Genomic DNA, 25,120 nt, shown 5'->3' with positions numbered 1-25,120 from the left:
GTGCGATGTATTGCGAACAGTTGCCCCGGTCGAATCCAGCAGCGGGAAAAACCGGTCGCCGCGGTTCGAGATGGCAAGCGCGGGCCATTGCTTCCCTACGCCATGGAGTACCGATTTCATCGAAGAGGCGTTGGCGACGAAAGGTGCGACCGACGCATGATAACGCCGCCCTCACTATCGATGCACAACCCATCGCTATTTTTCCGGGTAAGGCTCAATGTCTGCGGACCAATAGTGCCTGGCGATGTTCTGGGCGTTACGGATAACGTGATAGGCGGTCTTAGGGTTTCCACCTTCGAAGGTATCCGGGTCTGCACCACACATGAGGCAATACATTCTCTGATGAACGACTGCCGCAAAATATTGTAATGCTGGCGCAGCATCTTCCTGGCCGATCGCTCGCATTTCCTCGAGTGCCCGTTTGGTCGCCTCGTCCAGAGCAGAGGAGACCGCGGCAGCAAGCGTCTTGTCAGTGCGACTGATGACTTCGGCGATCTGACGGTCTGCCAGAGTTAGATCAGGAGTGTCTTCGGCCATTGTTCATCTCCCTGCAAGCAGCTTGAAAGGCTCGCCACCGGTTCTGCCTCTTTGTTCGGTTGCATTTCTCACTTTCTTAAAACGTCCTGCCATTCCGTGTGGCCTTCGATCTGCGCTTTGGCGAATGGGCAAAGCGGGATGATCGTGATGCCGTCCCGCCTGGCATCCTCAACAGCCCGGCAGACCAATTGCTCGCCAATTTTCCGGCCACGCAACGCGGAAGGAACATCCGTGTGGTCGATGATGATCAGCTTTTGCCCCGCACGACTGTATGTCATCTCGGCTTCGTGCCCACCGACGACGATCCGGTAACGTCCCTTGGATGCGCCATCTTCCCGCTCAACTTCTTCGCTCATCACATGTTCTCCATCTGCAAGTCTGTGTTCATTGCGCTGATCGCCCATCCAGCGGTGGTTTTCTCGTTAAAGCCGGTTGGCAGAAATCAATCGGGCAAGGGAATGTGCTCATCCCTGTCGTCGGCTGGAAGATCGAAACGCCCCTCTCCCCAGTTTCCTGCACGCCATTCGGCTTTGGCCTCTTCGATGCGCTCCTTCGAGGAGGCGACGAAGTTCCACCAGATGTAGCGTGGTCCTGAAAACGTTGCGCCGCCGAGGGCCATCAGCCTTGCGCCCTGACCGCCTGCGGTGACAGTGATCCTGTCACCAGGACGGAACACCATCATCTGTGGCGCTTCGAAGTCCTGGCCGGCGATCGAAATCGAACCTTCCACTATATAGATCCCTCGGTCCTCGTGATCGTCCGGCAGCGGCAGTCGTGCACCTGCTCCCAGCGTGACATCGGCATAAAAGGTCTCGTAAAACATCGTCGCAGGAGCGATCTTGCCATAGGCGTTTCCAAGAATAAGCCGAACTGTGACGCCGCGATCTTCGATAATCGGCAACGCCTGTGTTCCATGATGTTCAAACATCGGCGCCATGTCTTCATGGCTGTCGGGAAGCGCCACCCAGGTCTGGATCCCCAGCAGGCTTTGCGGCCCGCTGCGACCCTCTGGCGTCGTGCGCTCGGAATGCGTGACACCCCGGCCCGCAACCATCCAGTTCAGGGCTCCCGGTCGAATGATCTGATCGGCTCCGGTGCTGTCGCGGTGATGGAATTCGCCGCGATAGAGATAGGTGACGGTGCCGAGGCCAATATGCGGATGCGGCCGCACATCGATGCCCTGCCCAGTCAGAAGTTCCGCAGGCCCGACCTGATCGAAGAAGATGAATGGCCCCACCATTTGACGATTCGGCGCAGGCAGTGCGCGTCGAACCTCAAAACCGCCAAGGTCGCGCGAACGGGGAATGATGAGGGTATCAATCGCATCCAGACCGATTTCTTCAGGACAGGCTGGTGCCAGGGAGGGATTCCAACTCATGCTTATACTCCTCTTCGCTGTGAAGAATGGGCCCGCTTGCCTATTCGTTTAAGAACCAACTGGCCAAACCCGACACTAAAAATAGAAAGCAACGGCGACTAGCTGCGGATAGCGCTACGCTGTGTCGCTGAAGGCGCAACACGCTGTCGCGTCATCACATCTCGACGTCCCAACAATGCGTGTCATTCTCAAAGGATTCGATCAGGATGTCGGAGAGAACCCGCACCTTGCGTGATGGATGCGGGCTTGGAGGCCGCACGACGTAGACTCCACCGACAGGTAGCGAAAAACGGGTCATGACTGGAACGAGAGCCCCTGACGCGAGATATCCACGGGTGACGCAATCCGGAAGCCAGGCGATGCCCAGTCCTTCAGCGGCAGCAGTCGCAAGCGCCATGCCGTTGTCGGTCCTGAAGCGGCCCTGCGGCTGCACCGTGACGATCTTGTCGCCGTCCATGAATCGCCAGGTCTCCGCACCAACCAGAGCCTGGTGGGACGGGATGTCTTCCGGCCTCTCGGGTGCGCCATGCAATCTGATATAGTCCGGGCTCGCCACAAGCTTGCCATAGATCTGGCCGACCCGTTTTGCGATCAGGTTTGAATCGCGAAGTGAGCCGACACGGATCGCACAATCAAACCCGTCAACGATGAGGTCAACAAACCGGTCGCTATAGTCGGCATGGATTTGAAGCTGGGGATGCTGGCGCGCCATTTTGGCAAGAACCGGAGCGAAATGGACCGGACCCGATGTGAGCGGAACTGCTACGCGGAACCGTCCACGAAGATCACCTTCCGGCAGGACCGCCTCGCGCGCGACGTCGATTTCAGCACAGACTTTTGCTGCGTGGTCGCGAAATAGGGCGCCGGCCTCCGTCAGGCCGGCTCCCCGTGTCGTTCGTGCAAGTAGCTGGATCCCAAGCTCAGCTTCAATCCTGGTCAGGCCACGACTGACCATCGACTTCGAAACGCCCAGTCGTCGCGCAGCCGACGTGATCCCTCCCGAGTCGGCGACCTCCACGAATATCCGCAGATCTTCGATGTCCATCTCGCGTTCCTCCGTCATGACACGATTTTCAGGGCTCCTATCGTGCCGCTCTGATGATCGGAGCGACCTCGGTCCCCAGAAGTTCGATCGACCGTTTCATCGCTTCCGTTTCGAGCGACGCGGTACTCATCTGGAATGTGATGCGGGAAAGGCCGCCAAGCGTTTCGCTGGCTTGCAGCATCTTGGCCGCAACGGTCTTCGGATCACCCACCAGAAATGCGCCGCCGGCCCCCGCCATGACTTCAAACTGCTGGCGCGTCGGCGGCGACCAACCGCGTTCACGGCCAATCTTGGTGGTCAAGTGCGCCCATCCGGGAAAAAAGGCGTCCTTCGCCGCCAGATCGGTTTCAGCGACAAAACCCATCGCATGAACACCCACCTTGAGCTTCTCGGGATCATGTCCGGCGCGTTGACCGCTTTCGCGATAGAGATCGACAAGCGGGCGGAAGCGGTCGAAGCTGCCGCCGATGATCGCCACGATCAAGGGAAGCCCGAGTGCGCCGGCCCGCGCGAAGGATTCCGGCGAACCGCCTGCCCCGATCCAGACGGGGAGCCGCGATTGATGCGGACGTGGAAAGACCCCCTGCCCTTTGAGTGGCGGACGGAAGCGGCCTTCCCAGGTGATATCGGTCGTTTCTCCGAGCTTGAGAAACAGGTCGAGCTTTTCGGCAAAGAGTTCGTCATAATGCCGGGTGTCAAGGCCAAACAGGGGATAGGCCTCGATGAAGGATCCCCGACCAACGACAAGTTCGGCGCGACCTTTGGAAATCAGGTCAAGGGTTGCGAATTCCTGGAAGACGCGCACCGGATCGGCGGCACTCAGGACTGTGACTGCGCTTGCTAGCCGGATCCGAGTGGTGCGAGCCGCGGCCGCAGCCAGGATAATAGGCGGGGCCGAATCGAGAAACTCGCTACGATGATGTTCTCCGATACCGAAGACGTTGAGCCCGACGCGATCCGCGACAACGACCTCCTCGAGGAGCTCGGCCATGCGATCCGTCGATGATGGGAGCTTGCCCGTTCTAGGATCCGGCAGGATCGCTGCAAAACTATCGATACCTATTTCCATGCCTAGTCCCTGTGAATTGAGTGTATTGTTTGCCGCCACGGCTACCGGGCTGATTTCATTTCGATGGCGCCGTCATGACGGCAAACGGCGCCGGCACTCCGCTCTGCCAGGCATGAGCGTTCTGGAGTGGGGATGGCGAGGCCGAAGCGGTAACATCAAATCGAGATTCCGCCATCCCGGTCCCGCTTTTACAAACCGGCTTTGCTAGCCGCCTTTACGGGTGTGTTGAGGAGTTGCTGTTCCCAGAGATAGGCGATGCCACTGCCGGCGAAATGCTGGATGAGAATTTCGGTCAGTTGCTCGACATGCCCAGTGCGCGCCCAATCGCGTTGCCATTCGCCAGCGAGCGCCATCACGGTCATCGGATTTGCGCCGGCAGCGATCATCCGCTGGACGGCAACTTCGTGGGACTCCTTCGAAATCCCGCCTGACGCGTCGGTGATCACAGTCACGTCCCAGCCTTCGCCGGCGGCCTGAATGACAGGCATGGCTACGCACACCTCGGTCCAAAGACCGGCGATAATCAATTGCTTGCGGCCGGTTGCCTTGACGACGTTGACAACATTCTCATCCTGCCAGGTGTTCACCCAGGTGCGATCGATAACCTCTTGGCCGGGAAATACGTCGGTGATCTGCTTGAAGAGAAGACCTCCGCGATCCGCGATCACGCTGGTCAGAATGGTCGGAACGTCGAAGGCTTTTGCCAGCTTCGCCAACGCGGTCGTGCTGTTGACCACGGCTTGCGGATCGTGACTGTTCAGGTTCGCCAGCTGATAGGGCTGGTGATCGATCAACACGAGAACAGAGTCTTCAGGGCGAAGAAGGGAGTCAAGGCCGTTACGAAAGGTCATACATAAATTCCTATGTTGGCGGTTGATTGAGATACGTTGCTGGAAAGGCAAGGCCCTCCCCGGCGACGTCTACGCAAGCACCTTGTCATTCCCAATTTCGATGCGGTAGTCATCGATTGTGCCGAACAGTGTCGCTAAACGGGGAACGCAGCATGGACATCGAAGATTTGCGGACGTTTGTGGAGGTAGCGGATGCGGGCGGCGTAACGCCCGCTGCGCTGAGGCTGGGCGTTTCCAAGTCGATGGTGAGCCGGCGGCTTGCGCGGCTTGAGGCAGAACTCGGCGTGCAATTGCTCGCAAGATCCACTCGCGGGGCGTCCTTGACGGAAGCGGGCACCACTTTCCGGGACTATGCGGCCAGGGTCAGCGCCGAGATCGATATCGCCAGAGATACTATCCTACCCGCCGGCGAACTGAGCGGTCGCCTGAGAATTGCCGCGCCGCTGTCGTTCGGCCCCACGCATTTCGCATCTGTCCTTGCGGACATGGCATTGCGCCATCCGCAACTGCAGATCCAGACAAGCTATAGTGACCGTTTCGTTGATCTAATTGCGGAAGGGTTTGATTGCGCGATCAGGGTCGGTACACTTCAGGATTCTAATCTCATCGCGAGACGCGTTGGCCCCCTGTACGGAAACTACGTCGCAAGCCCCGCCTATATCAAAGCTCACGGCTCCCCGGAAACGCCGGAGGAACTTGTGGCGCATCAGGCGCTGATGCAGGGCATGGAAACCTGGCAGGTGATGGACGGCGACAAGATCCTGACCATTCGCCCGCAGGGCCGTTTCAAGGCCGACAACGGGGCGGCTCTTGTCGTCGCTGCCGCGGCCGGTTTGGGTATCGCCGCGCTCCCCGATGGCCTCACCCAGAATTATCGGGATTCCGGGGCGCTGGTGACAGTCATGAAAAATCATCCGCCGCCACCGGCCGGAATCTATGTCGTTCGCCCGCCGGGACAGCACCCCTCAAGAAAGGTCCGCGTTCTGACCGAAATGCTGATCGAGTATTTCGACAGCGGGGGGCAACGAACCGACTAACGGTATCGCTTACCGGCTTGCAATACATGCAGTAATGGCCGGCGCCTTCGGTGACAAAAGTCCTTCCGCTGAACGGAGAGAGATCGAACACACGGTGGGCGGCCTCGTATCGACCGGTGGCACCGTGGCGACCTCCGATGATGACCTGAAGAGACTGTATCAGAAGCTCAGGAACAAGGTTGAACGCGGCGAAACCAAGAAGTTTTGCTCGTTCGCGCTGCTGCTTGGGATCGACAGAATAAGTGCCGGATATGAACGGGTCTCATCAAAACCCGTCGGCCGATGGACATTCGCGGCAACTGTTCCTCAACGAGGTCCGCTCCATTCCGGCGGCTTTCCTGCCGCCAGATCAGTTTTTCGGCGCCTCCGCGTCAGGGTGTCATCACGACGCGGCCCAACGGCCTTGCCGTTTCGGCATATTCATGTGCCTTTGATGCCTCTCGCAGAGGGAAGACCCGATCGATCACGACATCCAATCGTCCTTCCGCCACGGCTTCCAGAAGTTCGTCAACCGTCCGATGCACAGCAGGCCGTTCGAACAGCGACCCCATGAAAACGCCGTGAAGCGTCTGATTGTTCTGCATGGGCGACCAGAGATCGACGTCGAGACCGCCACCGCCAGCGTTTCCGACGAAGACGAGACGTCCCTCGACGGCAAGCGCGGAAAGGGAGGCTTGCAAGGTCGATCCAACGGGGTCAATCACGAGATCAACTCCCCTGCCATCGGTCAACCGACGGACTTCCCCAACAATATCCTGCTCAAGTCGATCGATGACATGTGAAGCGCCAAGCGCAGTCAGACGCGCTTGGCGTTCGCGACCACTGGCAACCGCTATAACCGTCGCCCCCGTTTGACGCGCGAGTTGAATGGCTGCCAGACCGACGCCGCCAGCGGCGGCCTGGATCAGAACTGTCTCGCCTTCATTTAGCCTGCCCTTGGTGATGACACAGTGGCGGGCCGTCCCGAAGGAGATCGGCAGCGCCGCGGCTTGCGCCATGTCGACGTCGTCAGGGATCAACCATGTGCGGGAAGCGGGCACGGACCATAGTTCGGCATGCGATCCCTGCATGTCGAAGGCCGTCACCCTTTGACCAACGCTTCGGTCCCCCACATTTTCGCCAACCGCAACAATGGTCCCGGCCGCCGAGTAACCGACGATCCACAGGGATCGCTGCGGTGTCGAGCGCCGGTTGATCAAGTCGCCGCCCTCAATCGAAATCGCCTCGACGGCAATTAGCACGTCCTGTGGCCCACAGACGGGATCCGGCACATCGGAATACCTTAAGACTGTCGGGGGACCGGGGTTGTCACAAACTGCAGCCTTCATGCGCTGTTCCTTTCCCGTTAGGGACCTCTTGCCTTGAGTGGTCGCGGTGGCGGTATCGTCCGGTTTCACACCATCCGTACCGCCAGGATATGTTCCAGATCCTTCAACGCTGCGGCGGCCGTCGCAAGCGGCTCTTTTCCAGAGCCAATCGCGAGCGTCTCACCCATCGCATCGGTGACGATGCGGATCGCCTTGTCCTTGCCGCGGATATTCGCTAGAGGATCAGCAAGCGGATAGGTCCGGATACCGACCTCTGCGCGGATCGCACCGTTTTCGCGCCAAAGGCGACCAACGAGTTTGGGGACAAGCCCCTGCCGGCGCCAGGCGTCGAACCGTTCCGCGGTGACCGACTGGATACCCGCTACAGGCAGATCGCCCATCGTAAGGTCAGCACCCAGTCCGAAATTGGCGAGGATCAGCAGCTTGCAAGCAGTGTCCCAACCCTCGGTGTCATTGCGTGGATCAGCTTCGGCGAAGCCGCCAAGCTGTGCCTCCCGCAATGCCTCCTCGAAGCCGATCCTACGTGTCGTCATTGCATCGAGCAGATAATTGGTCGTGGCATTCAGAATGCCCTCGACTTCGAGCACCTCGCAGCCTTTGAGACTATACTCGACCAGATCGATCGTCGACAGCGCGGCCGCGGCGGCGCCGCTGAGCTTGAGCATCGCGCCGGAGCCTCTGGCAAGCGCCCGCAGTTCCCGCCCACTATGAACCAGCGCGCCCTTCGATATCACAATCGTATCACGCCCGGCCGAAAGCGACGAACGAAGATAGACAAGCCCCGGGCCACCGGTGCGGAAGTCACTCGGGCCTGCCTCGATCAGGATATCAGCGCCGCTTTCCTCAATGAAAGTTGGCCCGGAGAGCCCATCCGCCAAGGTGGAGAGATGCACCTCTTCCAGTCCATCCGCGCTTTTTACACCGGACCGGGATCCGCAGACGGCCACGAGCCGCATATCCGCGCCGTAAACGTCGCGATAACGCTCCCGCCGGGACAGAAGCAGGCTTGCCGTTGCCCGTCCCACGCCGCCGAAGCCTGCTATCGCAATCCTCACCGTGTTCATCGTCCCGCTCTTCCGTTATTTCGCTGCCACACCGCTCAGCGGCTCGGGAACGGGTCCGAGATGCAGGTGATCCATGCCGGACATGGCGTCTCCCTGCACCTGTTCGGACAGCCGCTCATTGTCCCGCCGACGAACGTCCTCTGCCGCTTCCTCCACGTCAAGCTCGGCATAACCCAGGGCGCGCAAGCCTTCCGCCCCCATCCTGTAGGCGGATTCGACCGTTTCGCGGATCTGGTAGTCGACGCCAGCGCGGATCAGGTCCACGGCATGGCCGCGATCATAGCTGCGCACCAAAATCTTGGCCTGCGGGAATTCATGTTGGGCCAGTTCCGCGATCTGCAGGGCGGCCTTCGGATCGTCGATGCAGATCAGCAAGGCCTCGGCCGAACCGGCGCCGGAATGGTGCAGCGTGTCGAGACGCGTGCCGTCGCCGAAAAACACCTTGAAACCGAAACGCCCCGCGTCCCGAATACGGTCGGGGTTCATGTCGATGACGGAAAGGTTGACGCCCTTAGACAGAAGCAGTTGCGAGGCAATCTGGCCGAAACGGCCGAAGCCGATGACGAGCACCCTTCCGCTGAGATCACGCGCCGCCTCGACACCCTCCATCGACGCTTCGCCGCTCAGCAGCCGATCCGCAGCGATCATCAGCAGTGGCGTCAGCGCCATGGAGAATATGATGACGGTCGTGAACAACGCATTCTCGCGCGGATCGATCACCCCGCCAGCGGTTGCGGCAGCATAGAGCACGAAGGCGAACTCGCCGCCCTGCAGGAACATCGAGGTACGGTGCAGAGCCTGGTGGCTGGAGCCGCCGAACAGGCGGGCAACCGCATAGACCGCCACGCCCTTGGCGATGGTGAAGGCGGCCAGCATGGCCAGCAGAAGCCGCCATTCGGCTGCCACCACGGCAAGCTCCAGCGACATGCCGACTGCCATGAAGAACAGGCCCATCAGCAGGCCGCGAAACGGCTCGATATCGCTTTCGATCTGGTGCCGATAGCTCGAACTCGAAAGCATCACGCCGGCAAGGAAGGCGCCCATCGCCATGGAAAGCCCGGCACCCCCCATCAGCAAAGCGGCCCCCAGCACCACCAGCAGCGCGCCGGCCGTCATCACCTCTCGGGTCCTTGCCCGCGCCAGAAGGGCGAAGAACGGGTTCAGCCCCCATTTCGATACGCCGAGAAGAACGAGCAGTGCGCCGAGCGCCAGGAGAACATCCACCCATCCCGACTGTCCCTGCGAGAGTGGTGACAGAAAGGCGACAACTGCCAGAAGCGGCACGATCATCAGGTCTTCGAAGAGAAGGATGGATACGGATTTCTGGCCCTCCGGGTAGGAAATCTCACCACGATCCTGCAGTACCGACATGATGACGGCTGTCGACGACAGCACGAAACCCGCGCCGGCGACGAAGGCCACCGTGGCAGGCAGGCCGAAGACCAGCACACCCGCCAAGGACAGGGCGGTTGTCGCCGCCGCCACCTGCACGAGGCCGAGCCCGAAAATCTGGCCGCGCATGGCCCAAAGCTTGTGGGGTCTGAGTTCCAATCCGATGATGAAAAGGAACATCACCACGCCGAGTTCGGAGAAATGCAATATCGACGCGGCATCGGTGAACAGCCCGATCACCGACGGCCCAACCAGCACACCGGCTGCGAAATATCCGAGAACCGAGCCCAGGCCAAACCGCCGAAACAGGGGCACCGCGACCACGGCCGCTCCCATCAGGACAATCGCCGGTCCAATCGTCTGCCCCAAGCTCGCTTCAGCCATACACTCACGTCCCCGGTCTCTTGTTTTGCAGCGGCCGGCAATAGGCCTTGCTTGGCCGACCCGCTTCTCATTGAGTTTGGTATCGTTGCGGCGCTGGCACGAATAGTCGCGGCATCGGCAAAACACTGTCGCGAAAAGGGGAACGCGACTTATGCGACTGGTCCGCCAGGGGCGAACGCAGGTTGCCTGTTTGCAGTCGAGCAACCACAGCCGTCACCTAGGACTACGCGAGAGCGCCACCGTCCACCGTAAGGATGGTACCGGTAATCTGCCGGGCGGCCGGTGTCGCCAGGAAAACAACTGCAGCCGCAACATCCTCTGGCTGGTTAAAGCGACCGAGTGCGCTCAGACTACGCTGGTAGTCTGCAAATTCGCCCGTCTCCGGGTTCGATTCCGTGTTTGTCGACCCTGGCTGCACGAGATTGACCGTTATGTCTCGGGCCCCCAGTTCGCGCGCGAGACCGCGGTTAAATGCCTGGAGCGCGCCTTTGGTCATGTAGTAGACCGTGCCAGGTACACCAGCGATGCGATCTGCGCCCGCCGATCCGATGGTAATGATGCGCCCACCTTTCTTGAGATGGGGAATTGCGGCCTTTGCAGCGAGAACCGGTCCGCGTACGTTAACGGCAAGCAGCGCGTCGATATCATCGACTGTGAAATCTGCGATCGGGTTATATCGCGCGATCGCCGCATTGTTGACGAGAATGTCGAGACCGCCCAGCGCACGGACGGTTTCGTCCACTGACCGCTGGATGGCCGAAGGATCCGCGCTGTCGGCCTGTAGCGCGACGGCCTTGCCCCCCTTCGCTTCGATAGTCCGGACAAGTCGCTCCGCGCTGTCTACGGATCGCTCGTACGTTATCGCGACGTTTGCACCCTTCTCGGACAACGCAATTGCAATCGCCTCCCCGATGCCGCGCGACCCACCGGTCACGAGCGCATTCTTTCCAGCTAGTTCATGCATAATCATACCCTTTGCTTTCTCTGTCGCCATATTGCCGATTTCGAGGTCCATTCTTCGCCACTGGTTGCTCCGACAGGCTTTCGTTCAGCCGTAAGATAGGCGGCAACGATGCAGACAGCATTCCCGATTTTCTCAGATACTTGCCTGATCCTGCCAAGTCACTACATACTGACACGATGCTAAACTTGGTGATGCCGACCACACACCTGCTGAAGGATGTCGCTCCGTTTATCCCGGAACAGGGAGGAACCATCGGCCTTCCGACGCCAGTTCCGTGCCTGACGCTTTGGACCAGTACAAGGGTGACGTCGCCTACTCCGGCCGTGTTCGAACCGATGTTCTATGCTGTCTTACGCGGAACAAAGGTCTTGATCATGGGCGCCAATCGGTTCGAGCTGACAGCGGGTGCCTGTGCAGTCTCGTCCTTCGGCCTGCCCTACAGCCACCAATTGACCGGGGCCAGACCCGGTCTGCCTTATGTCGGCATCAGCCTTCATCTCGATGCCGACATCCTCACGCGCGTCATGCTCGATATGCCCAAACGCGAGGATCGCTGGACGTGCGCAGTCGCCGCAGGCGATCTCGACGGGTCGGTCCGCGATGCATTCACTCGCCTAGTTGGGTTGCTGAACGAGCCAGAGGATATTGGCGCGCTGGCACCATACTACGAGTTCGAGCTTTATTATCGCCTTCTCCAAAGCTCGATGGGCGATACCATCCGACAGGTTGGCAAACGGAACGACCGGTTCCAGCAACTCAAGGCAGCAGCCGATTGGCTCGCCGTCAATCACAGCGAGGTTGTCAACATTCCTGAACTGGCAGCGTCATCTCATATGAGCGTCACAAGCTTTCACAGACATTTCAAGGAAGTTACGGGATTTAGCCCACTCGCGTTTCAGCGTCATATCCGCTTGCTCGAGGCACGCAAGCTCCTTGCCGGCGGAAGCACCAGCGTATCGCGCGTGGCATATGAGGTGGGTTACAAAAGCCCGTCGCAGTTCAGCCGCGAATACAAGAGCATGTTCGGCAACGCGCCGATGGCTGATCTTGAGCGGTGAACTCAGTCGTTTCCGCTAACAGAAAACGAAATTGATCGGAGATTTATGTGTTTAGGCCGGCACACAATCCAGGGGAGTGAACAGCATTCGGTATCTCTTATCAGGTTTTTGATGAGCTACGCGATGGATGGCAGGCTTTTCCCACCTTCCATCGCCATGTCCTGCCCTAATGGCACTTCTAAGCTTTCAGGCGCCACTCTACACCGCGATCATCTCCTCCAGCGGTGCGACCGGTAGCCGCCTTATCCGAGGGGTCATTGGAGCAGCGGCAATTTCGTACGCAGCCTCTTCAGTCTTCCGTCAGGCGGCTCGAAGCCGAAACAGAAGGCCCGCGAGCGCCAAACTCGTTTGTGTTCCGCTTTTTGCGACACAGCTTTGCATTAAAGCGGCCTATCGGTTCACGTCTTGAGATGCCATCAAGTCTCAACGCGGGTTGAACGGGTGCTCCAGCAAGCCTGCAAACGCAAGTTTTGAAAGAACCAAACTCCCAATTCTCTAGCCGCAGGTCCGAGTGCTCTTGCCAACGCCGCAACGGCCACAGGACGAAGCTGTTCTGCAACGCCACCTGTTTTTTATCAGACCAAGGGACGAGTCGATGCATCGCTATTTTAGTCTGGACCTGCCGCTCAGCCGCCGCGAGGCTCTGACCTCTGCAGCAGCCGTTGCTGCCAGTTCAATATTTTGGCCGCGCCACGTGCGAGGCGACGAACCTGCCACAATTAAATCATCAGAAGGAGAGCGTAACATGGGCTTCGTGACCACAGACGACGGCGTACAGATTTTTTACAAGGACTGGGGCCCGAAAGATGCCCAGCCAATCGTGTTTCACCATGGATGGCCTCTATCGTCCGACGATTGGGACGCGCAGATGCTTTTCTTCCTGTCGAAGGGATTTCGCGTAGTCGCGCATGACCGGCGCGGGCACGGTCGTTCGGAGCAGGTTGCCGAAGGGCATGACATCGACCATTACGCAGCCGACGCTTTTGCCATAGCCAAGGCCCTGGACCTGCGGAACGCAGTTCACGTTGGCCATTCCACTGGCGGCGGCGAAGTCGCGCGATATGTGGCGCGGCACGGCGAACCGGCCGGGCGTGTTGCCAAGGCCGTTCTGGTCGCCGCCATTCCGCCGCTGATGCTGAAGACCGGCAGCAATCCAGAGGGTACACCGATCGAGGTCTTTGACAGCTTCCGTTCGGCACTGGCCAGCAACCGTGCCCAATTCTTCCGTGACGTTCCCGCCGGTCCGTTCTACGGGTTCAATCGCGAGGGTGCGACAACCCATGAGGGCGTGATTCAGAATTGGTGGCGACAGGGTATGATGGGCAGTGCCAAGGCACATTACGACGGCATCAAGGCGTTTTCGGAAACTGACCAGACGGAAGATCTGAAGGCCATCACCGTTCCGACACTGGTAATGCACGGCGAGGACGACCAGGTCGTTCCGATTGCGGCATCAGCTTCAAAGGCGGTCAAACTGCTCAGGAATGGCAGGTTGAAGACCTATCCCGGGTACTCGCATGGAATGCTCACGGTCAACGCTGATGTTCTGAACGAGGATATCCTGGCTTTCATCGCCAAATAGCAGGCTCCATCAATTCTGGCCGCCGCGTCACCAACCGTTGCGCGGCGGTCACTCTATCGACCCATCCCTCGCTCGGCTCCAATCTTCAGGAGACAGTCCATGACCGTTTACAAATTCTCCATTGCCGACGCGTTGTTTGAACGCTCGCCGGGGCAGGAACCTGAGATATTCACCGGCAACCTGCTCGACCAGCGCCACGGCGGGCCAGTCACCATCGGGTTCGGGCGCTACGGCCCGAACCAGGTTCTGCAAGAGACCATGGCCGTACACGACACGATGATTGTCCTGGAAGGAAGCATAACTGTCTCAGACGCGCATGGATCGCAGACAGCGGGGCCTGGCGAGATCATTGCAATGCAGAAAGGCGACAAGGTGACCATCCGTTCTCATGAGACGGGCGCCGTGACCGCCTATGTGACATTTCCTCATTGGCAGCAGCCAGAACCCACATCATCGAGCTCAACGTGATGTGGACGATCGATTCTGCCAACCTACCGTTGCGTCTGTCGGCGTGGGTCATTTGCGTTGGTTCGGGTAGTTGCACGCCAAACCACGTGTGAACAGGAGCGCCCGCTTGAAGAACGAACAGAATCTCTCCCCCGTGGAAGGTGTACACGTCGGCGAACGGATCATTCCTGTTCCAACGTCGATCAGTCAGGAAGCGCAGGCCATGCTGCGCGCAGCCGTACAATATGACGGCACACCACTCAATGCGCTTTATCCAATGCCGGCACCAAACGATCGGGCAGCTTGGCGTCAGTTGCAGTCCGCAGCCGAGGCCCATTACGCCGCGGCTCTCAATGCAGCAACGAATGAAACAAGCACTAAGATCGAAACGCGGCGCCTGGGCACAGCAACTGTCCATGTTGCGTTACCGGAAAGCCCGCGGCTCAAAGGCTGCGTTTTCATCGACCTGCATGGCGGCGCGCTCGTATTCGGTGGTGGCGATGCCTGTCGTGAGAGCACACGGCTACAGGCAAACTGGCTCGGGATGACCTGCTACGGTATCGACTACCGGATGCCACCCGACCACCCCTATCCGGCAGCGCTCGACGACTGCCTGGCGGTGTATCGGCACGTGATCGATCACTATGGGGCCGATCGCGTCGTACTTGGCGGTCGCTCGGCCGGTGGCAATCTTGCCCTCGCCACCATCCTGCGGGCACGCGATGAAGGCCTGCGGTTTCCGGCAGGCGTCGTCTTGTTGTCTCCGGAATTAGATCTGACGGAATCGGGCGACAGCTTTCAAACCAACCGCACCATCGATGTCGTGCTTCCCAATCCCCTTATGCGAAACAATCTGCTTTATGCGGGCGGTGCCGACTTGGCGCATCCGTATTTATCCCCGCTGTTCGGAGAGATGTCGGCCGAGTTTCCGCCGATATTCCTGCAGAGCGGAACGCGTGACCTGTTTCTCTCCAATTCGGTGCGGCTCCATCGCAAGTTGCGACGCGTGGGAGCCCCGGTCGAACTTCATGTGTTCGAGGCGATGCCGCATGGTGGATTCTCGGGGTCTCCGGAAGATATGGAGCTTGCGGAGGAAGTAGCCCGTTTCGTCACCGAATGTCTCCAGGCATTCGTTCCCTGACGATCCAAAGCTTACTTCGATGGATCGAAACGGTGATCTGTTGCGAACGAACCAACAGCGATATGATTTGGAGACGCCCCTCAATGCGGGCTTGTTTCGGTCGCGACCGGATGATAGCACTGACAGCATGAGAACATACCTCGCCAACGCCACGATGATGATGCCGCGCTCTTAGCGTGGCGGATTTGTGCGCTTGTCATGCACCTCAGACCGCCCTTGAGGCGGTTTTTCATTGGTCGATCCGCCTTGAGGGACATTGAGCCTCAACAAGGATATCCCGATGAACAGCACGACGACTTACATCACCACCTCGATTCCATACGTCAATGCCGCGCCACATGTTGGTTTTGCGCTCGAACTTGTGCAGGCCGATGCCTACGCCCGCCATTCTCGACTTCTGGGCAAAGACGTCAGGTTTCAGTGCGGTACGGATGACAACAGTCTGAAAAACGTTCGCGCCGCGGAAGCAGCAGGACGTCCGGTGGCCGACTTCGTGGGAGAGAATGCCGACCGCTTCGAACAGCTCGGCAGGCAACTCCAAATTTCGAACGATGCATTCGTTCGTACATCCACGGATACGAGACATATTGCTTGCGTTCATTCGCTGTGGAACGCGTGCTCCAGGAATGGCGACCTCTATCGAAAGAGCTATGAGGGCTTTTATTGCGTCGGCTGCGAGCAGTTTTACGAACTCACGGATCTGGACGACGGAAGGTGCCCGGAGCACGGTATCCCGCTTGAGATCGTGAGAGAGGAAAACTGGTTCTTTCGCATGTCTCGATATGGCGAACGCCTTCAACGTCTGATCGAGACAAACGAGATCGAGGTCGTCCCAGTTCACCGGCGTAACGAAATCCTAGCCCTGCTTCGACGAGGGCTCGAGGATATCAGCGTGTCGCGCAGTGCTGACCGCGCGCGCGGCTGGGGCGTGCCCGTGCCTGCGAGCGACGAGGTCATCTATGTTTGGTTCGATGCCCTCGCGAACTATCTCACAGGCCTCGGCTATGGTTCCGACGAAAGCCTGTTCCAGCGATATTGGTCGCAACAAGGCGAACGCATCCATTTTGTCGGCAAGGGAATTTCCAAGTTTCACGCAATTTACTGGCCGGCAATACTCCTGTCTGCCGGTGTGCCGCTCCCGTCTTCGATCTTCGTGCATGGCTATCTGACCCTGGACGGTCGAAAAATCGGAAAGTCGGCCGGCAACGGCGTCGATCCCGAGGTCTTCGTGCAGGACTACAAGACCCCGGACGCATTGCGCTATTATCTGCTACGGCACATCCGTTCCGCTGATGATGGCGATTTCTCTGAAGAACGGCTTGAGGCCGCATGGTCTGGAGAACTCGGCGGGCAGCTGGGAAATCTCCTCAATCGGGTTCTCACGTTGCTGGTATCATCCTTTTCCGGAATTACGCCTTCGGTCCCGGACAGCGCTCTTGTCCGCGAGGCAACCATCCTCCCCGAAAAGATCTTGAACTCGTTTGACAAATACGAGCTCCATATCGGCCTAAATGAGATTTTCTCCTACCTCGGGTCCGCGAACCGGGAGTTTACACGCAAAGCACCCTGGTCCGATGCCAAGGCTTTAGCCGTTGAACTCGGTAGTGCGGAACGACAAGCGATATCCGATCGCCTTGGGGCTACTCTGGCAGAACAGGTCTACGGCCTCGCCATCGTTGCTCAATGTTTGCTCCCGTTCTTACCTGAAACAGCTTCCAGGCTGCACGCGACGCTCGGAATACCCTGCCCGGCGCAGTATGATTTTCGAATATCCATTACCGGAGTAAAGACATCATCTGGAGAGATCCTCTTCCCGCGGCAGACGGCGGTGCGAACGAAGTCATGATTTTGGCGTCACCGCTTTCAAAAGCGCAGGCGCGCCCATCAGAGATCGAAACCGCTTCGCTATAGCTCGTTGGAGCGGTTTCGCTATAGTCTGATCAGTCACGCCTCACATCTTCAATGCACGCAGCAAGCTTTCCAGATTTCTCTCACCCTCCTTAGTCTGTGCTCCTGCTTTCAATCCGCCCCGGATGAGCTTTTCGGCAGCGGGGCGCTCGAACAATCCTGCCCAGGCCTCCTGCTCGCGCTTAAAGCCATCCCGCAGATCTTGAGGAGGCACCGCCTTTTTGGCGGCGGCGATGACGCCTTCGGGTAAAGCGGCGATGTTGCGCGCCAACCGGTCGACGAAGCCATCAAGCTCCGAGGCCGGCAATGCCCGGTTGATCCAGCCATAGCGTTCCGCCGTCGGCGCATCGATGAGATCGGCGCCGAGGATCACTTCGAGGGCCCTGCCCCGCGTCATCCGGCTTGACAGATATTGCGTGGCGCCGCCACCGGGCGTGATGCCCATCAGCGCTTCGCATTGGGCGAGTCCCGCCCGCTCTTCGGCGGCAAACGCCATGTCGGCCGCCGCGACAAATTCCGCGCCGCCACCACGCGCCAAGCCGGCCAGCTTGACGATCGTGACTTGCGGCTGTTCTCGCAGAAGTTCCCCGAACGCCTGGAACGGGTTCAGGCCTCCCGGAGCCTCACGGGCGATCTCGTCGAAGGCGTGCGGCTCGTCGATCAATGTCATGTCGACATGGGCAATGAAGAATTCCGGGTCGGCGCTTTGGAAAACCAGCACACGGGTGTCGCGATCATCGCGAACGGAGAGAAGAAAGCGGCGTATCTCGCTCATCAAGGGGACATCGAGAACGTTGACCGGAGGATTGTCGATGGTGATCGTCGCAATACCGTCTGCCCGGGAAATCCGTAACCGACTGAAATCTGTGTCTGTCATATGTAAAATCTCTGTTCTTCGGGAAACTCTGGCGCTGGTGTTTTGCGCCATTGACCCTAAAGTATTCATCGGATACCTAGCGTCAATTACGCACCTGAAGTATCCCAAGGATGCCGGAGCATACCGATGGATGAACCAACAAGTGAAAATGACCCTGTCTACCGTGCCGACTGCCCGAGCCGCGTGATCCTCGACCAGATCGCCGACAAATGGTCGATGATGGCGCTGGCGGTGCTCAGCGAGCCCCGTCGTTTCAATGCGATCAAGCGCCGCCTCGATGGCGTGACCCAGCGCGTTTTGACCCAGACGCTACGCAAACTGGAGCGCAATGGCATGGTGACGCGCAGGGTTCTGGATGGGCGGGTGCTCGGCGTCGAGTATGCGCTGACGCCGCTCGGCCGATCGCTACAAGGGCCGTTCTCGATCCTGTTCGATTGGACGGTCGAGAACATCGATTTGATCCAGGACTGCCAGCGCAGCTATGACGCATCATTTGGCCCTATGTAATGGATTGAGGCTGCGGCTACTCCGCGACCTCAATCACCGAACAGCCGCAGCCTCCGCACCGACTGGAGGATGGCAGTTGCCTCTATACCCGTTGTGATCGCGAGAGCGCCGTGGTGCAAGAGAACTAGCGCCAAGAACATGCCGACCTGCTTGGGCGTCCGGACGACGGCATCACTCAGTACTGGAGCGTAAAGACCGCTTGCGCGAGCGGGCGCGCCGGTCCTATCGAGCGTCTTACTGGCAATTGCGTGTGGCTATTTCGACTTCGCCGCACCATAACGCAGTCCATCCAGAAGCAGCATGAGCATTCGTTCGGTGTGCGCCGGCCCATCCTCCCCCGAAGCCACGGCGAGGTTTCCGATCGCGCGCAGCAGATCGTAGGGCGCAACGTCGGCACGGACTTCGCCCGCATCCGCAGCGGCATTCAGCAGCATCGACAGGGCGGGTTCAAACCGGCTTCGGAAATAGTCCGGTAAGGTGGCGAATGCAGGATCTCCGGAATGGAGCGCGGCGGCCAAACCCTGCTTGGTGGCGAGGAAGCGCGTGTAGCGGATCAGCCAGGCTGCCAGCGCATCGACTGGCCCATGCTCAGCAGCAAGCAGCATTGCCGCATCGGCGCAATCATCAACCTCCCGGCGGAACACCGCGGCCACCAGGTCGGCACGCGTCGGGAAACGGCGATAGAGCGTGCCCAGCCCAACGCCCGCTTGCGTCGCGATCTCCCGGATGGGCGCATCCACCCCCGAACGGGCGAACACGATCCTGGCGGCTTCCAAAACTGCTTCCTCGTTCCTGCGAGCATCAGCACGCATTCGCGGTACGGGTGCGTCGGCATCGTCAGGAGCCGGTGACGCGGCCTCGCCTGCACTCCCGAATTTTGTCGGCAACATTTTCCAGTATCCTTCTTGCTAAACGGATCATTGATCCGTATCTGTAGTATAGCGGATCAATGATCCGTTTGCCAGTTCGGAGGTTCGCAGTCCCATGTCCAGCTCGCTCCCAGAAAACCGCGCGCTCACCGCCGGCTTCCCCGCTATTGTTTCCATCGCTCCCATAACCTTGCCATCGCCGGGACGAGGCATTGACCTGCACGTCCGGGTTTCCTTCCCCGTCGCAGGCGACGCGCTGCCCGTCATCATTTTCTCGCACGGCAATGGCCAGTCATTTCACGCTTACGGTCCACTCGTCGATTATTGGACAGCACATGGTTTCGCCGTGATCCAGCCAACACACCTGGATTCGCGGATGCTCGGTCTTGCACCGGACGACCCTCGCCGCCCGCAACTCTGGCGCTTCCGCGAGAAAGACCTTGCAGCCATTCTCGACGGACTTGATCACATCGAGAGTGAGGCACCGATGATCCGCGGGCGGCTCGATCACTCGCGCATCGCGGTTGGCGGCCATTCGTGGGGCGGGCAGACCGCCAGTACCCTGCTTGGCGCCACCCACCTCGATCCCGACGACGGATCGGTCGTCAACAAGAAGGATAATCGCATCAAGGCGGGCGTGCTGCTGGCGGCGCCAGGCCGAGGCAATGACCTGACCGAATATGCAGCACGTACCTATCCATTCATGTATCCAGATTTCTCGACCATGACGGCGCCGACCCTGATCATCGTCGGCGACCGTGATGTGGGCACGCTTTCGACACGTGGCGCCGAATGGTGGCGTGATGCCTACGATTTGAGCCCTTCACCCAAGGCATTGTTTACGGCCTTTGGCGGCGAGCATGCTCTCGGCGGTATCCCCGGTTACGAGGCGCGCGAGACGACAGACGAACGGCCCCAGCGGGTCGACGCGATCCAGCGGCTTTCAACCGCCTACCTCCGCAGCGCGCTCTATCCCGGCGATCTCGCATTTTCCGATACGATCGCGACGCTGGCAGCCGATGCTGCGCCGGAAGGCAGCGTCGAGACGAAGTAGGTCGCCGGGTCCGCCTTTTCCGGCTCCCTCGTAACGCGCGTTCAGCCCTTCCACGGCTGCGCTATACCATCACTACAAACAGGAGTTTCACATGACCACCATCCTCATCACCGGCAGCTCGTCCGGCTTCGGGCTTGAGACTGCCCGCTATTTCCTCGATCGCGACTGGACTGTCATTGCCACGATGCGCACGCCTCGAGGGGATCTGTTGCCCGCATCCGAACGGCTGCGCGTCGTGGCCCTCGATGTGACCGACGCTGCCAGCATCACCCGCGCTCTGGACGAAGCAGGGCCGATCGACGCCCTCGTCAACAATGCCGGCGCCGGTCTGATGGGAGCGCTGGAAGGCGTTTCGATCAACGCAACACGCCAGCTTTTTGAACTGAATACCTTCGGCACCATGGCGATGTCGCAAGCAGCAATGCCCGGCTTCCGCGCGCAGGGGACGGGCGTAATCGTCAATGTGTCGTCCGCCGTGACGCTCAAGCCGTTGCCGATGTTGTCCGCCTATACTGCCAGCAAGGCGGCCGTGGAAGCATTCAGCGAGAACATGGCGCTGGAGGTGGGGCCGTTTGGGGTGCGCGTTCGGCTGATCGTCCCCGGTCGAGCGCCGGAAACCTCCTTTAGCGCGACCGCCCGCGACCGCTCGCAGAACAGCATACCCGAAGCCTATGTCGGCTGGGCGAAACAGGTGTTCTCCGCAACACCGCCGCAGCCGGCCGAAATCACCACTGCGAGCGACGTGGCAAAAGCGGTCTGGCAGGCAGTAACCGATGCCTCTTCACCGTTTCGCATCCCGGCCGGCGCGGACGCCGTAAAGCTTGCCGCACAGGTCGCATAACGGCTTACTACTGCCCCTTCACCGGCCGGATCGTTCGACGAGATCCGGCCGTCCCGCTCGGAAGAGTCCAATGAGCCGATACGCTCCGTCATCCCAATTTCATTCGCTCCTAAGAGACACTGAGCGATGAAGAGTGACTGGGTTCCATGACGCGGACGCCGATCGACTCCCGCTTTGCACCTGCTTGTTTTGGATTGTGTATTTATGTCGGGGATTTAGCACCGGCGATCGTAGCTATTTAGCGTACTGGATCCTAATTTTGGGCTGTTGTTGGATACTGTAGCGTAGGAATTGGTTGCGGGGGCAGGATCTAATCTTCACTTGCGCCCCGAGCAAGTAAAGATGGTTGCGGGGACGGGCAAACATCACAACTTGCTCTTCGAAGCAGACGCATGACCTGTAATATCTGCCCGCGCAACGCGTAGTTGCTACCTTGTCCGCAGTTTTCGAAGGTCAATTCAATACGTCTCAAAACGAGTCGATTACGCTCAAAATTCGTATACAGCCTCATCAAAATCAACCCCGAGCGAGAATAAGGTAAGCGAAATATCCGATGTAGCAGCAGACGAAGCCCGCGCCTTCGGCCCGGGAAAGTCTCTTGCCGCTGAGAAAGGCCGGAACACAAAGCAGCGTGGCCGCCGCCATGACGGGGATGTCGACGGAGATCAGGTTGTCCTCCACCGACATCGGATTGCCTGGAACCAACATGGTCAGGCCCAGGATAACAGCGATGTTATAGAAGCCGCTGCCGAGAAGGTTACCGACGGCGATGTCGCGTTCGTTGCGCATCGTCGAGACGATTGTCGTCACGAGCTCGGGGCTCGACGTGCCGATAGCGACGATGGTCAGGCCGATGCGGGCCTCGGAGACCTGCAGCCGGCGAGCGAGTTCGGTCGATCCCCAGACGCGCCAGTCGGCGCCTGCAACGATTATCGCAATCCCGACAACCATGGCTACTGCGCTGATCGATCCTGCGTGCGGATCCTCCCGCACCCTACGAGGCAGGGCAGGCAACTCTTTCTCGGCCTGGGAGTTTCTCTTGCGCGCACTCCGGACGATCAGGATCGGATAGCCGACCCCGCCAAGCAGAAACATGATGCCCTCGGTCCGCGATAGGGAGCCGTCTGCTGCTAAAGCCCAGAAGGCCGCTGCGGCGACAACCATTGCAGGAAGCTCAAACCTGAGCGAGGCGGGCTCCAAGACCACGGGTCTGAGGAGCGCGCACAAGCCAAGGATAAACAGCAGGTTGAAGGTGTTCGTGCCGGCGATGTTGCCGACCACCAATCCTCCCTCTCCTGACAGGGCGGCATCGATGCCAACGGCAAGCTCCGGCGTGCTCGTTCCGATTGCGACGACTGTAAGTGCGATGACCAGCGGTGAAATGCCAAGCTGGCGCGCGAGCGTCGAACCGCCCCGCACCAGCATTTCGGCTCCGCCGACGAGAGCCAGCAGGCCAGCTACCGACCAGATAATTGCGACCGTCACAGCATTCCCTCCGGCGCGAGCGCCGAACGAGCAGCTGAGCTCACGTTCCGGTCTGCGACCACCTCCCGGATCAGCCGATCTCACCCACAGGCTGGATATATGTCACGGTAAGATGATCGGGGAACTTCAACGCCGTTTTGACGGCTGTCCGGTCCACGGTACCCAAAAGGCACGTGCCGAGCCCTTCTGCGGCGCAGAACAGATAGACATTCTGCGCCATGATGGCCGAGTTGACGCGTGCGGCGATGACCAGTTCTTCTGGCGCGGACGTCGCGATATCGCCGGCGGCGGCCGCCAGCTTCTCGCCGTCCGAAACATAGATCAGCACGACCGGTGCACGCCGCACGAACGCCGTGGGGCTGACATCGGCGCGGATATCCGCATCGGACACTTTTTCGAGTGTATTGGCAGCAGAATTGTAGAGGCTGACGCCATCCTCGAGGGCGACATAGATGTCGACGTCCTTCGAGCCGTGCCAGGCGGGTGCTGTGGTCTTGCCTTCGTCCGGGCGGTTCACGCCATTGGCTGCCCACAAGACTTCCAGCACTGTTTCGCGGGGAACGTCGGCACGCCCGAAGCGCTTTGTCGAGCGGCGCTGCTTAAGAGCCTCCTGCACCGAGACACTGGCGGCACCGCCTGCGGGCGTCTGTGCGTTGGCCGCACCGACGATGCCAGCGGATGCGGCGGCACTGGTTCCGGCGAGAAAAAGCCTTCTCGAAAGCTGTTGTGTCATGATCTGTCCTTTCCTTTTTGTGAAGAGTGTCAGCTCATGTCCATTGCCGCGAAAGGGCATTGAGGACGTCGGTACGGCTGATCTGGCCAACAAGGCGGCCATGGCGAACAACGGGGAACCGTCTGAACGAGCTTGCAACGAAACGCTCGCAGGCTTCGACGATATCGATGCGCGCATCAAGCGTTTCGAGCTCGGTACTCATATAGTCGGCGACGCTGCCGCCCCATTGTTTGTAATAGGAGGCGTTGAGCGCGGCCTTCAGGCAATCGCGCTTCGACAGGACGCCGACGAGATCGCCCGCGTCGTCGATCACGCATGCGCCCGACACTTCGTTCTGCATCAGGACGGAGACGGCGCGCACGATTTCCATGTCCGGAGTCAGCGTGATCAGGTCGGTGCGCATATGATCGGCAACCGTGTCGAGCTTCATCGTTTCGCTCCTCCGGGTCTTTCGCACGCTTGGCACTTGCCGCCGCAGGCCGCGCCACCGCACGATCCTTTCAGTGGCGCGCGGCCGGCAAGAAGGCCGGCGGACAGCGCCAGCATGGCGACCCCGGTCAGAAGAATGGCGGCGATAACCGTCTGCATGTCTCATGCCCTCCCGTGATCGACGAAGAGCCTGTTGGCTCTGACTTCGAGGCCGTCCGGGTTTCGCAGCAGATAAAGCACGGGCAGACGATTGGCGGTGGCGAAGGCAAGGCCGCGTTCGGACCCCATCACCAGAAGCGCTGTCGCAAATGCATCGGCCTCCAGCGCCGTCGGGGCCAGGACGGAAACCGAGGCAACGCTGTTGTGAACCGGCTCGCGGGTGGCGGGGTCGATCGTATGACTGTAGCGGCGGCCGGCAATCTCATAGGCGTTGATGGCGTCACCCGAGGTGGCCATCGCCATGTCTGTCAAGGGAAGTGCCGTATGGATGCCCGTGCGTAGCGGATCTGCAATGCCCACGCGCCAGGGAGCGCCGTCAGGTCTCCGGCCGCGGGCAGAGACTTCACCTCCCACCTCGATCAGGAAACCAAGCACGCCCTGCGCAGCCAGGTGTTCTGCAAGCCGGTCCACGGCGTAGCCCTTGGCAATGCCGCACAGATCGAGCGACAGTTCCGGCTCCGCCTTGGATAGGCCTTCGGCGCCGAGGGCAAAAGCGATATGAGGACCGGATTGCCCCGATGCGATCGGCCCGAAACCGTAACGATGGACATCTGGCCCGACGCCCGGATCGAACGCGCCATCGGTCAACCGCGCGATCTCCAGGGCTTTGCCAGCGACGGTTCTAAATGGAACGGAGACTGCGAACGGTGCAGTGCTCGAGCGATGGTTGAATTGAGAAAGCTCAGAATCGGCGCGAAACGGGCTCATCGACTGATCGATCCCCGCCAGTATTTTTCGCAGGTCCGCACCAAGCCCACCGGCATCGGCGTCAGCGGGTACGGTGACCTGCCAGCTCGTGCCGAAGGCGCGACCGGAGATGCGCACCAAATCGCCAGCATCGGCCCACGCGAATGACGCCATGGACATCAGTCCAGCCAGGCCACCCAGTCCAAGCAAAATGTCGCGCCGAGTCTTCATGCT

Annotated in this window: 27 protein-coding genes; 10 read left to right on the top strand and 17 right to left on the bottom strand. The window is 59.8% G+C overall.

The window, feature by feature from the left end; translation table 11 throughout:
• Positions 1–195: 195 nt before the first annotated feature.
• The 6 genes from DOU54_RS15795 to DOU54_RS15770 form a co-directional block, all read right to left on the bottom strand.
• Positions 196–537: a hypothetical protein gene (locus tag DOU54_RS15795; RefSeq protein ID WP_113731604.1), complete on the bottom strand. Its 342-nt coding sequence runs from the start codon at positions 535–537 to the stop codon at positions 196–198.
• A gap of 68 nt (positions 538–605) precedes the next feature.
• Positions 606–941, bottom strand: a complete 336-nt coding sequence (locus DOU54_RS15790; RefSeq protein ID WP_279877232.1) for a GNAT family N-acetyltransferase — start codon at positions 939–941, stop codon at positions 606–608.
• Positions 942–979: 38 nt separating this feature from the next.
• The gene (locus DOU54_RS15785) at positions 980–1,915 is read right to left on the bottom strand and encodes a pirin family protein (protein WP_113731602.1); all 936 of its coding nucleotides are present in this window, start codon (positions 1,913–1,915) and stop codon (positions 980–982) included.
• Between the two features lie 154 nt (positions 1,916–2,069).
• Positions 2,070–2,960, bottom strand: a complete 891-nt coding sequence (locus DOU54_RS15780) for a LysR family transcriptional regulator (RefSeq protein WP_113731689.1) — start codon at positions 2,958–2,960, stop codon at positions 2,070–2,072.
• Between the two features lie 37 nt (positions 2,961–2,997).
• Positions 2,998–4,029 carry an Atu2307/SP_0267 family LLM class monooxygenase gene (locus tag DOU54_RS15775; protein WP_113731601.1) on the bottom strand — a complete coding sequence of 344 codons (1,032 nt, stop codon included), beginning with the start codon at positions 4,027–4,029 and terminating at the stop codon, positions 2,998–3,000.
• 188 nt (positions 4,030–4,217) lie between these two features.
• A complete protein-coding gene (locus DOU54_RS15770; RefSeq protein WP_113731600.1) occupies positions 4,218–4,880 on the bottom strand; it encodes a hydrolase in 663 nt (220 codons plus the stop codon).
• Between the two features lie 152 nt (positions 4,881–5,032).
• Here DOU54_RS15770 and DOU54_RS15765 point away from each other — a divergent pair, with 152 nt between their 5' ends.
• On the top strand, positions 5,033–5,917 hold the full coding sequence (locus DOU54_RS15765; RefSeq protein WP_113731599.1) for a LysR family transcriptional regulator: 885 nt from the start codon (positions 5,033–5,035) through the stop codon (positions 5,915–5,917).
• 371 nt (positions 5,918–6,288) lie between these two features.
• Here the strand turns inward: DOU54_RS15765 and DOU54_RS15760 are convergent, their stop codons facing one another.
• From DOU54_RS15760 to DOU54_RS15745, 4 genes are all read right to left on the bottom strand, one after another.
• The gene (locus DOU54_RS15760; RefSeq protein WP_113731598.1) at positions 6,289–7,245 is read right to left on the bottom strand and encodes a quinone oxidoreductase family protein; all 957 of its coding nucleotides are present in this window, start codon (positions 7,243–7,245) and stop codon (positions 6,289–6,291) included.
• 65 nt (positions 7,246–7,310) lie between these two features.
• Positions 7,311–8,309, bottom strand: a complete 999-nt coding sequence (locus DOU54_RS15755; protein WP_113731597.1) for a homoserine dehydrogenase — start codon at positions 8,307–8,309, stop codon at positions 7,311–7,313.
• A 15-nt stretch (positions 8,310–8,324) separates the two neighbouring features.
• Positions 8,325–10,085 carry a monovalent cation:proton antiporter-2 (CPA2) family protein gene (locus DOU54_RS15750; protein WP_113731596.1) on the bottom strand — a complete coding sequence of 587 codons (1,761 nt, stop codon included), beginning with the start codon at positions 10,083–10,085 and terminating at the stop codon, positions 8,325–8,327.
• 223 nt (positions 10,086–10,308) lie between these two features.
• A complete protein-coding gene (locus DOU54_RS15745; protein WP_113731688.1) occupies positions 10,309–11,049 on the bottom strand; it encodes an SDR family NAD(P)-dependent oxidoreductase in 741 nt (246 codons plus the stop codon).
• Between the two features lie 11 nt (positions 11,050–11,060).
• Here DOU54_RS15745 and DOU54_RS15740 point away from each other — a divergent pair, with 11 nt between their 5' ends.
• From DOU54_RS15740 to DOU54_RS15715, 6 genes are all read left to right on the top strand, one after another.
• Positions 11,061–12,107, top strand: coding sequence for an AraC family transcriptional regulator (locus DOU54_RS15740; RefSeq protein ID WP_286079926.1), 1,047 nt, complete (start codon positions 11,061–11,063; stop codon positions 12,105–12,107).
• 127 nt (positions 12,108–12,234) lie between these two features.
• Positions 12,235–12,516 (top strand): L-alanine exporter AlaE, encoded by a 282-nt coding sequence (alaE, locus tag DOU54_RS28475; RefSeq protein WP_353505552.1) that lies wholly within the window; start codon positions 12,235–12,237, stop codon positions 12,514–12,516.
• 336 nt (positions 12,517–12,852) lie between these two features.
• A complete protein-coding gene (locus DOU54_RS15730) occupies positions 12,853–13,689 on the top strand; it encodes an alpha/beta fold hydrolase (RefSeq protein WP_113731594.1) in 837 nt (278 codons plus the stop codon).
• A 99-nt stretch (positions 13,690–13,788) separates the two neighbouring features.
• Entirely contained in the window at positions 13,789–14,157 is a 369-nt protein-coding gene (locus DOU54_RS15725; protein WP_113731593.1) for an ethanolamine utilization protein, read from the top strand.
• Between the two features lie 106 nt (positions 14,158–14,263).
• Positions 14,264–15,277, top strand: coding sequence for an alpha/beta hydrolase (locus DOU54_RS15720; protein ID WP_279877224.1), 1,014 nt, complete (start codon positions 14,264–14,266; stop codon positions 15,275–15,277).
• A gap of 280 nt (positions 15,278–15,557) precedes the next feature.
• Positions 15,558–17,123 carry a methionine--tRNA ligase gene (locus DOU54_RS15715; protein WP_113731686.1) on the top strand — a complete coding sequence of 522 codons (1,566 nt, stop codon included), beginning with the start codon at positions 15,558–15,560 and terminating at the stop codon, positions 17,121–17,123.
• 105 nt (positions 17,124–17,228) lie between these two features.
• On the opposite strand, the gene DOU54_RS15710 is transcribed toward DOU54_RS15715, so the two are convergent.
• Complete coding sequence (locus tag DOU54_RS15710; RefSeq protein ID WP_113731592.1) at positions 17,229–18,062, bottom strand: enoyl-CoA hydratase/isomerase family protein; 834 nt, start codon at positions 18,060–18,062, stop codon at positions 17,229–17,231.
• A 126-nt stretch (positions 18,063–18,188) separates the two neighbouring features.
• Between DOU54_RS15710 and DOU54_RS15705 the strand changes: the two genes are divergently transcribed.
• Positions 18,189–18,569 carry a winged helix-turn-helix transcriptional regulator gene (locus DOU54_RS15705; RefSeq protein WP_113731591.1) on the top strand — a complete coding sequence of 127 codons (381 nt, stop codon included), beginning with the start codon at positions 18,189–18,191 and terminating at the stop codon, positions 18,567–18,569.
• 254 nt (positions 18,570–18,823) lie between these two features.
• Here DOU54_RS15705 and DOU54_RS15700 read toward each other — a convergent pair whose 3' ends face one another.
• Entirely contained in the window at positions 18,824–19,381 is a 558-nt protein-coding gene (locus tag DOU54_RS15700; protein ID WP_279877262.1) for a TetR/AcrR family transcriptional regulator, read from the bottom strand.
• A 172-nt stretch (positions 19,382–19,553) separates the two neighbouring features.
• On the opposite strand from DOU54_RS15700, the gene DOU54_RS15695 reads away from it, so the two are divergent.
• Together DOU54_RS15695 and DOU54_RS15690 are read left to right on the top strand one after the other, a co-directional pair.
• Positions 19,554–20,492, top strand: a complete 939-nt coding sequence (locus DOU54_RS15695) for an alpha/beta hydrolase family protein (RefSeq protein WP_113731589.1) — start codon at positions 19,554–19,556, stop codon at positions 20,490–20,492.
• Between the two features lie 91 nt (positions 20,493–20,583).
• Positions 20,584–21,333 carry an SDR family oxidoreductase gene (locus DOU54_RS15690; RefSeq protein WP_113731588.1) on the top strand — a complete coding sequence of 250 codons (750 nt, stop codon included), beginning with the start codon at positions 20,584–20,586 and terminating at the stop codon, positions 21,331–21,333.
• A 516-nt stretch (positions 21,334–21,849) separates the two neighbouring features.
• Here the strand turns inward: DOU54_RS15690 and DOU54_RS15685 are convergent.
• The 5 genes from DOU54_RS15685 to DOU54_RS15670 all read right to left on the bottom strand — a co-directional run bounded on the left by DOU54_RS15685 (position 21,850) and on the right by DOU54_RS15670 (position 25,117).
• Positions 21,850–22,818, bottom strand: coding sequence for a calcium/sodium antiporter (locus DOU54_RS15685; protein WP_113731587.1), 969 nt, complete (start codon positions 22,816–22,818; stop codon positions 21,850–21,852).
• Between the two features lie 70 nt (positions 22,819–22,888).
• Positions 22,889–23,551, bottom strand: coding sequence for a nitroreductase family protein (locus DOU54_RS15680; RefSeq protein WP_162707404.1), 663 nt, complete (start codon positions 23,549–23,551; stop codon positions 22,889–22,891).
• 34 nt (positions 23,552–23,585) lie between these two features.
• Positions 23,586–23,981, bottom strand: coding sequence for a CBS domain-containing protein (locus DOU54_RS15675; RefSeq protein WP_113731586.1), 396 nt, complete (start codon positions 23,979–23,981; stop codon positions 23,586–23,588).
• A complete protein-coding gene (locus DOU54_RS27485; protein ID WP_193603371.1) occupies positions 23,978–24,139 on the bottom strand; it encodes a hypothetical protein in 162 nt (53 codons plus the stop codon). The genes DOU54_RS15675 and DOU54_RS27485 overlap by 4 nt, the downstream gene beginning before the upstream one ends.
• A 3-nt stretch (positions 24,140–24,142) precedes the next feature.
• Complete coding sequence (locus DOU54_RS15670) at positions 24,143–25,117, bottom strand: FAD:protein FMN transferase (RefSeq protein ID WP_193603370.1); 975 nt, start codon at positions 25,115–25,117, stop codon at positions 24,143–24,145.
• Positions 25,118–25,120 lie beyond the last annotated feature (3 nt).

The sequence above is a fragment of the Agrobacterium sp. MS2 genome (assembly GCF_003261015.1).
Lineage (GTDB): Bacteria > Pseudomonadota > Alphaproteobacteria > Rhizobiales > Rhizobiaceae > Agrobacterium > Agrobacterium pusense.
Note: the sequence above shows the minus strand (reverse complement) of the source record. Positions and strands in the feature narration are given on the sequence as shown.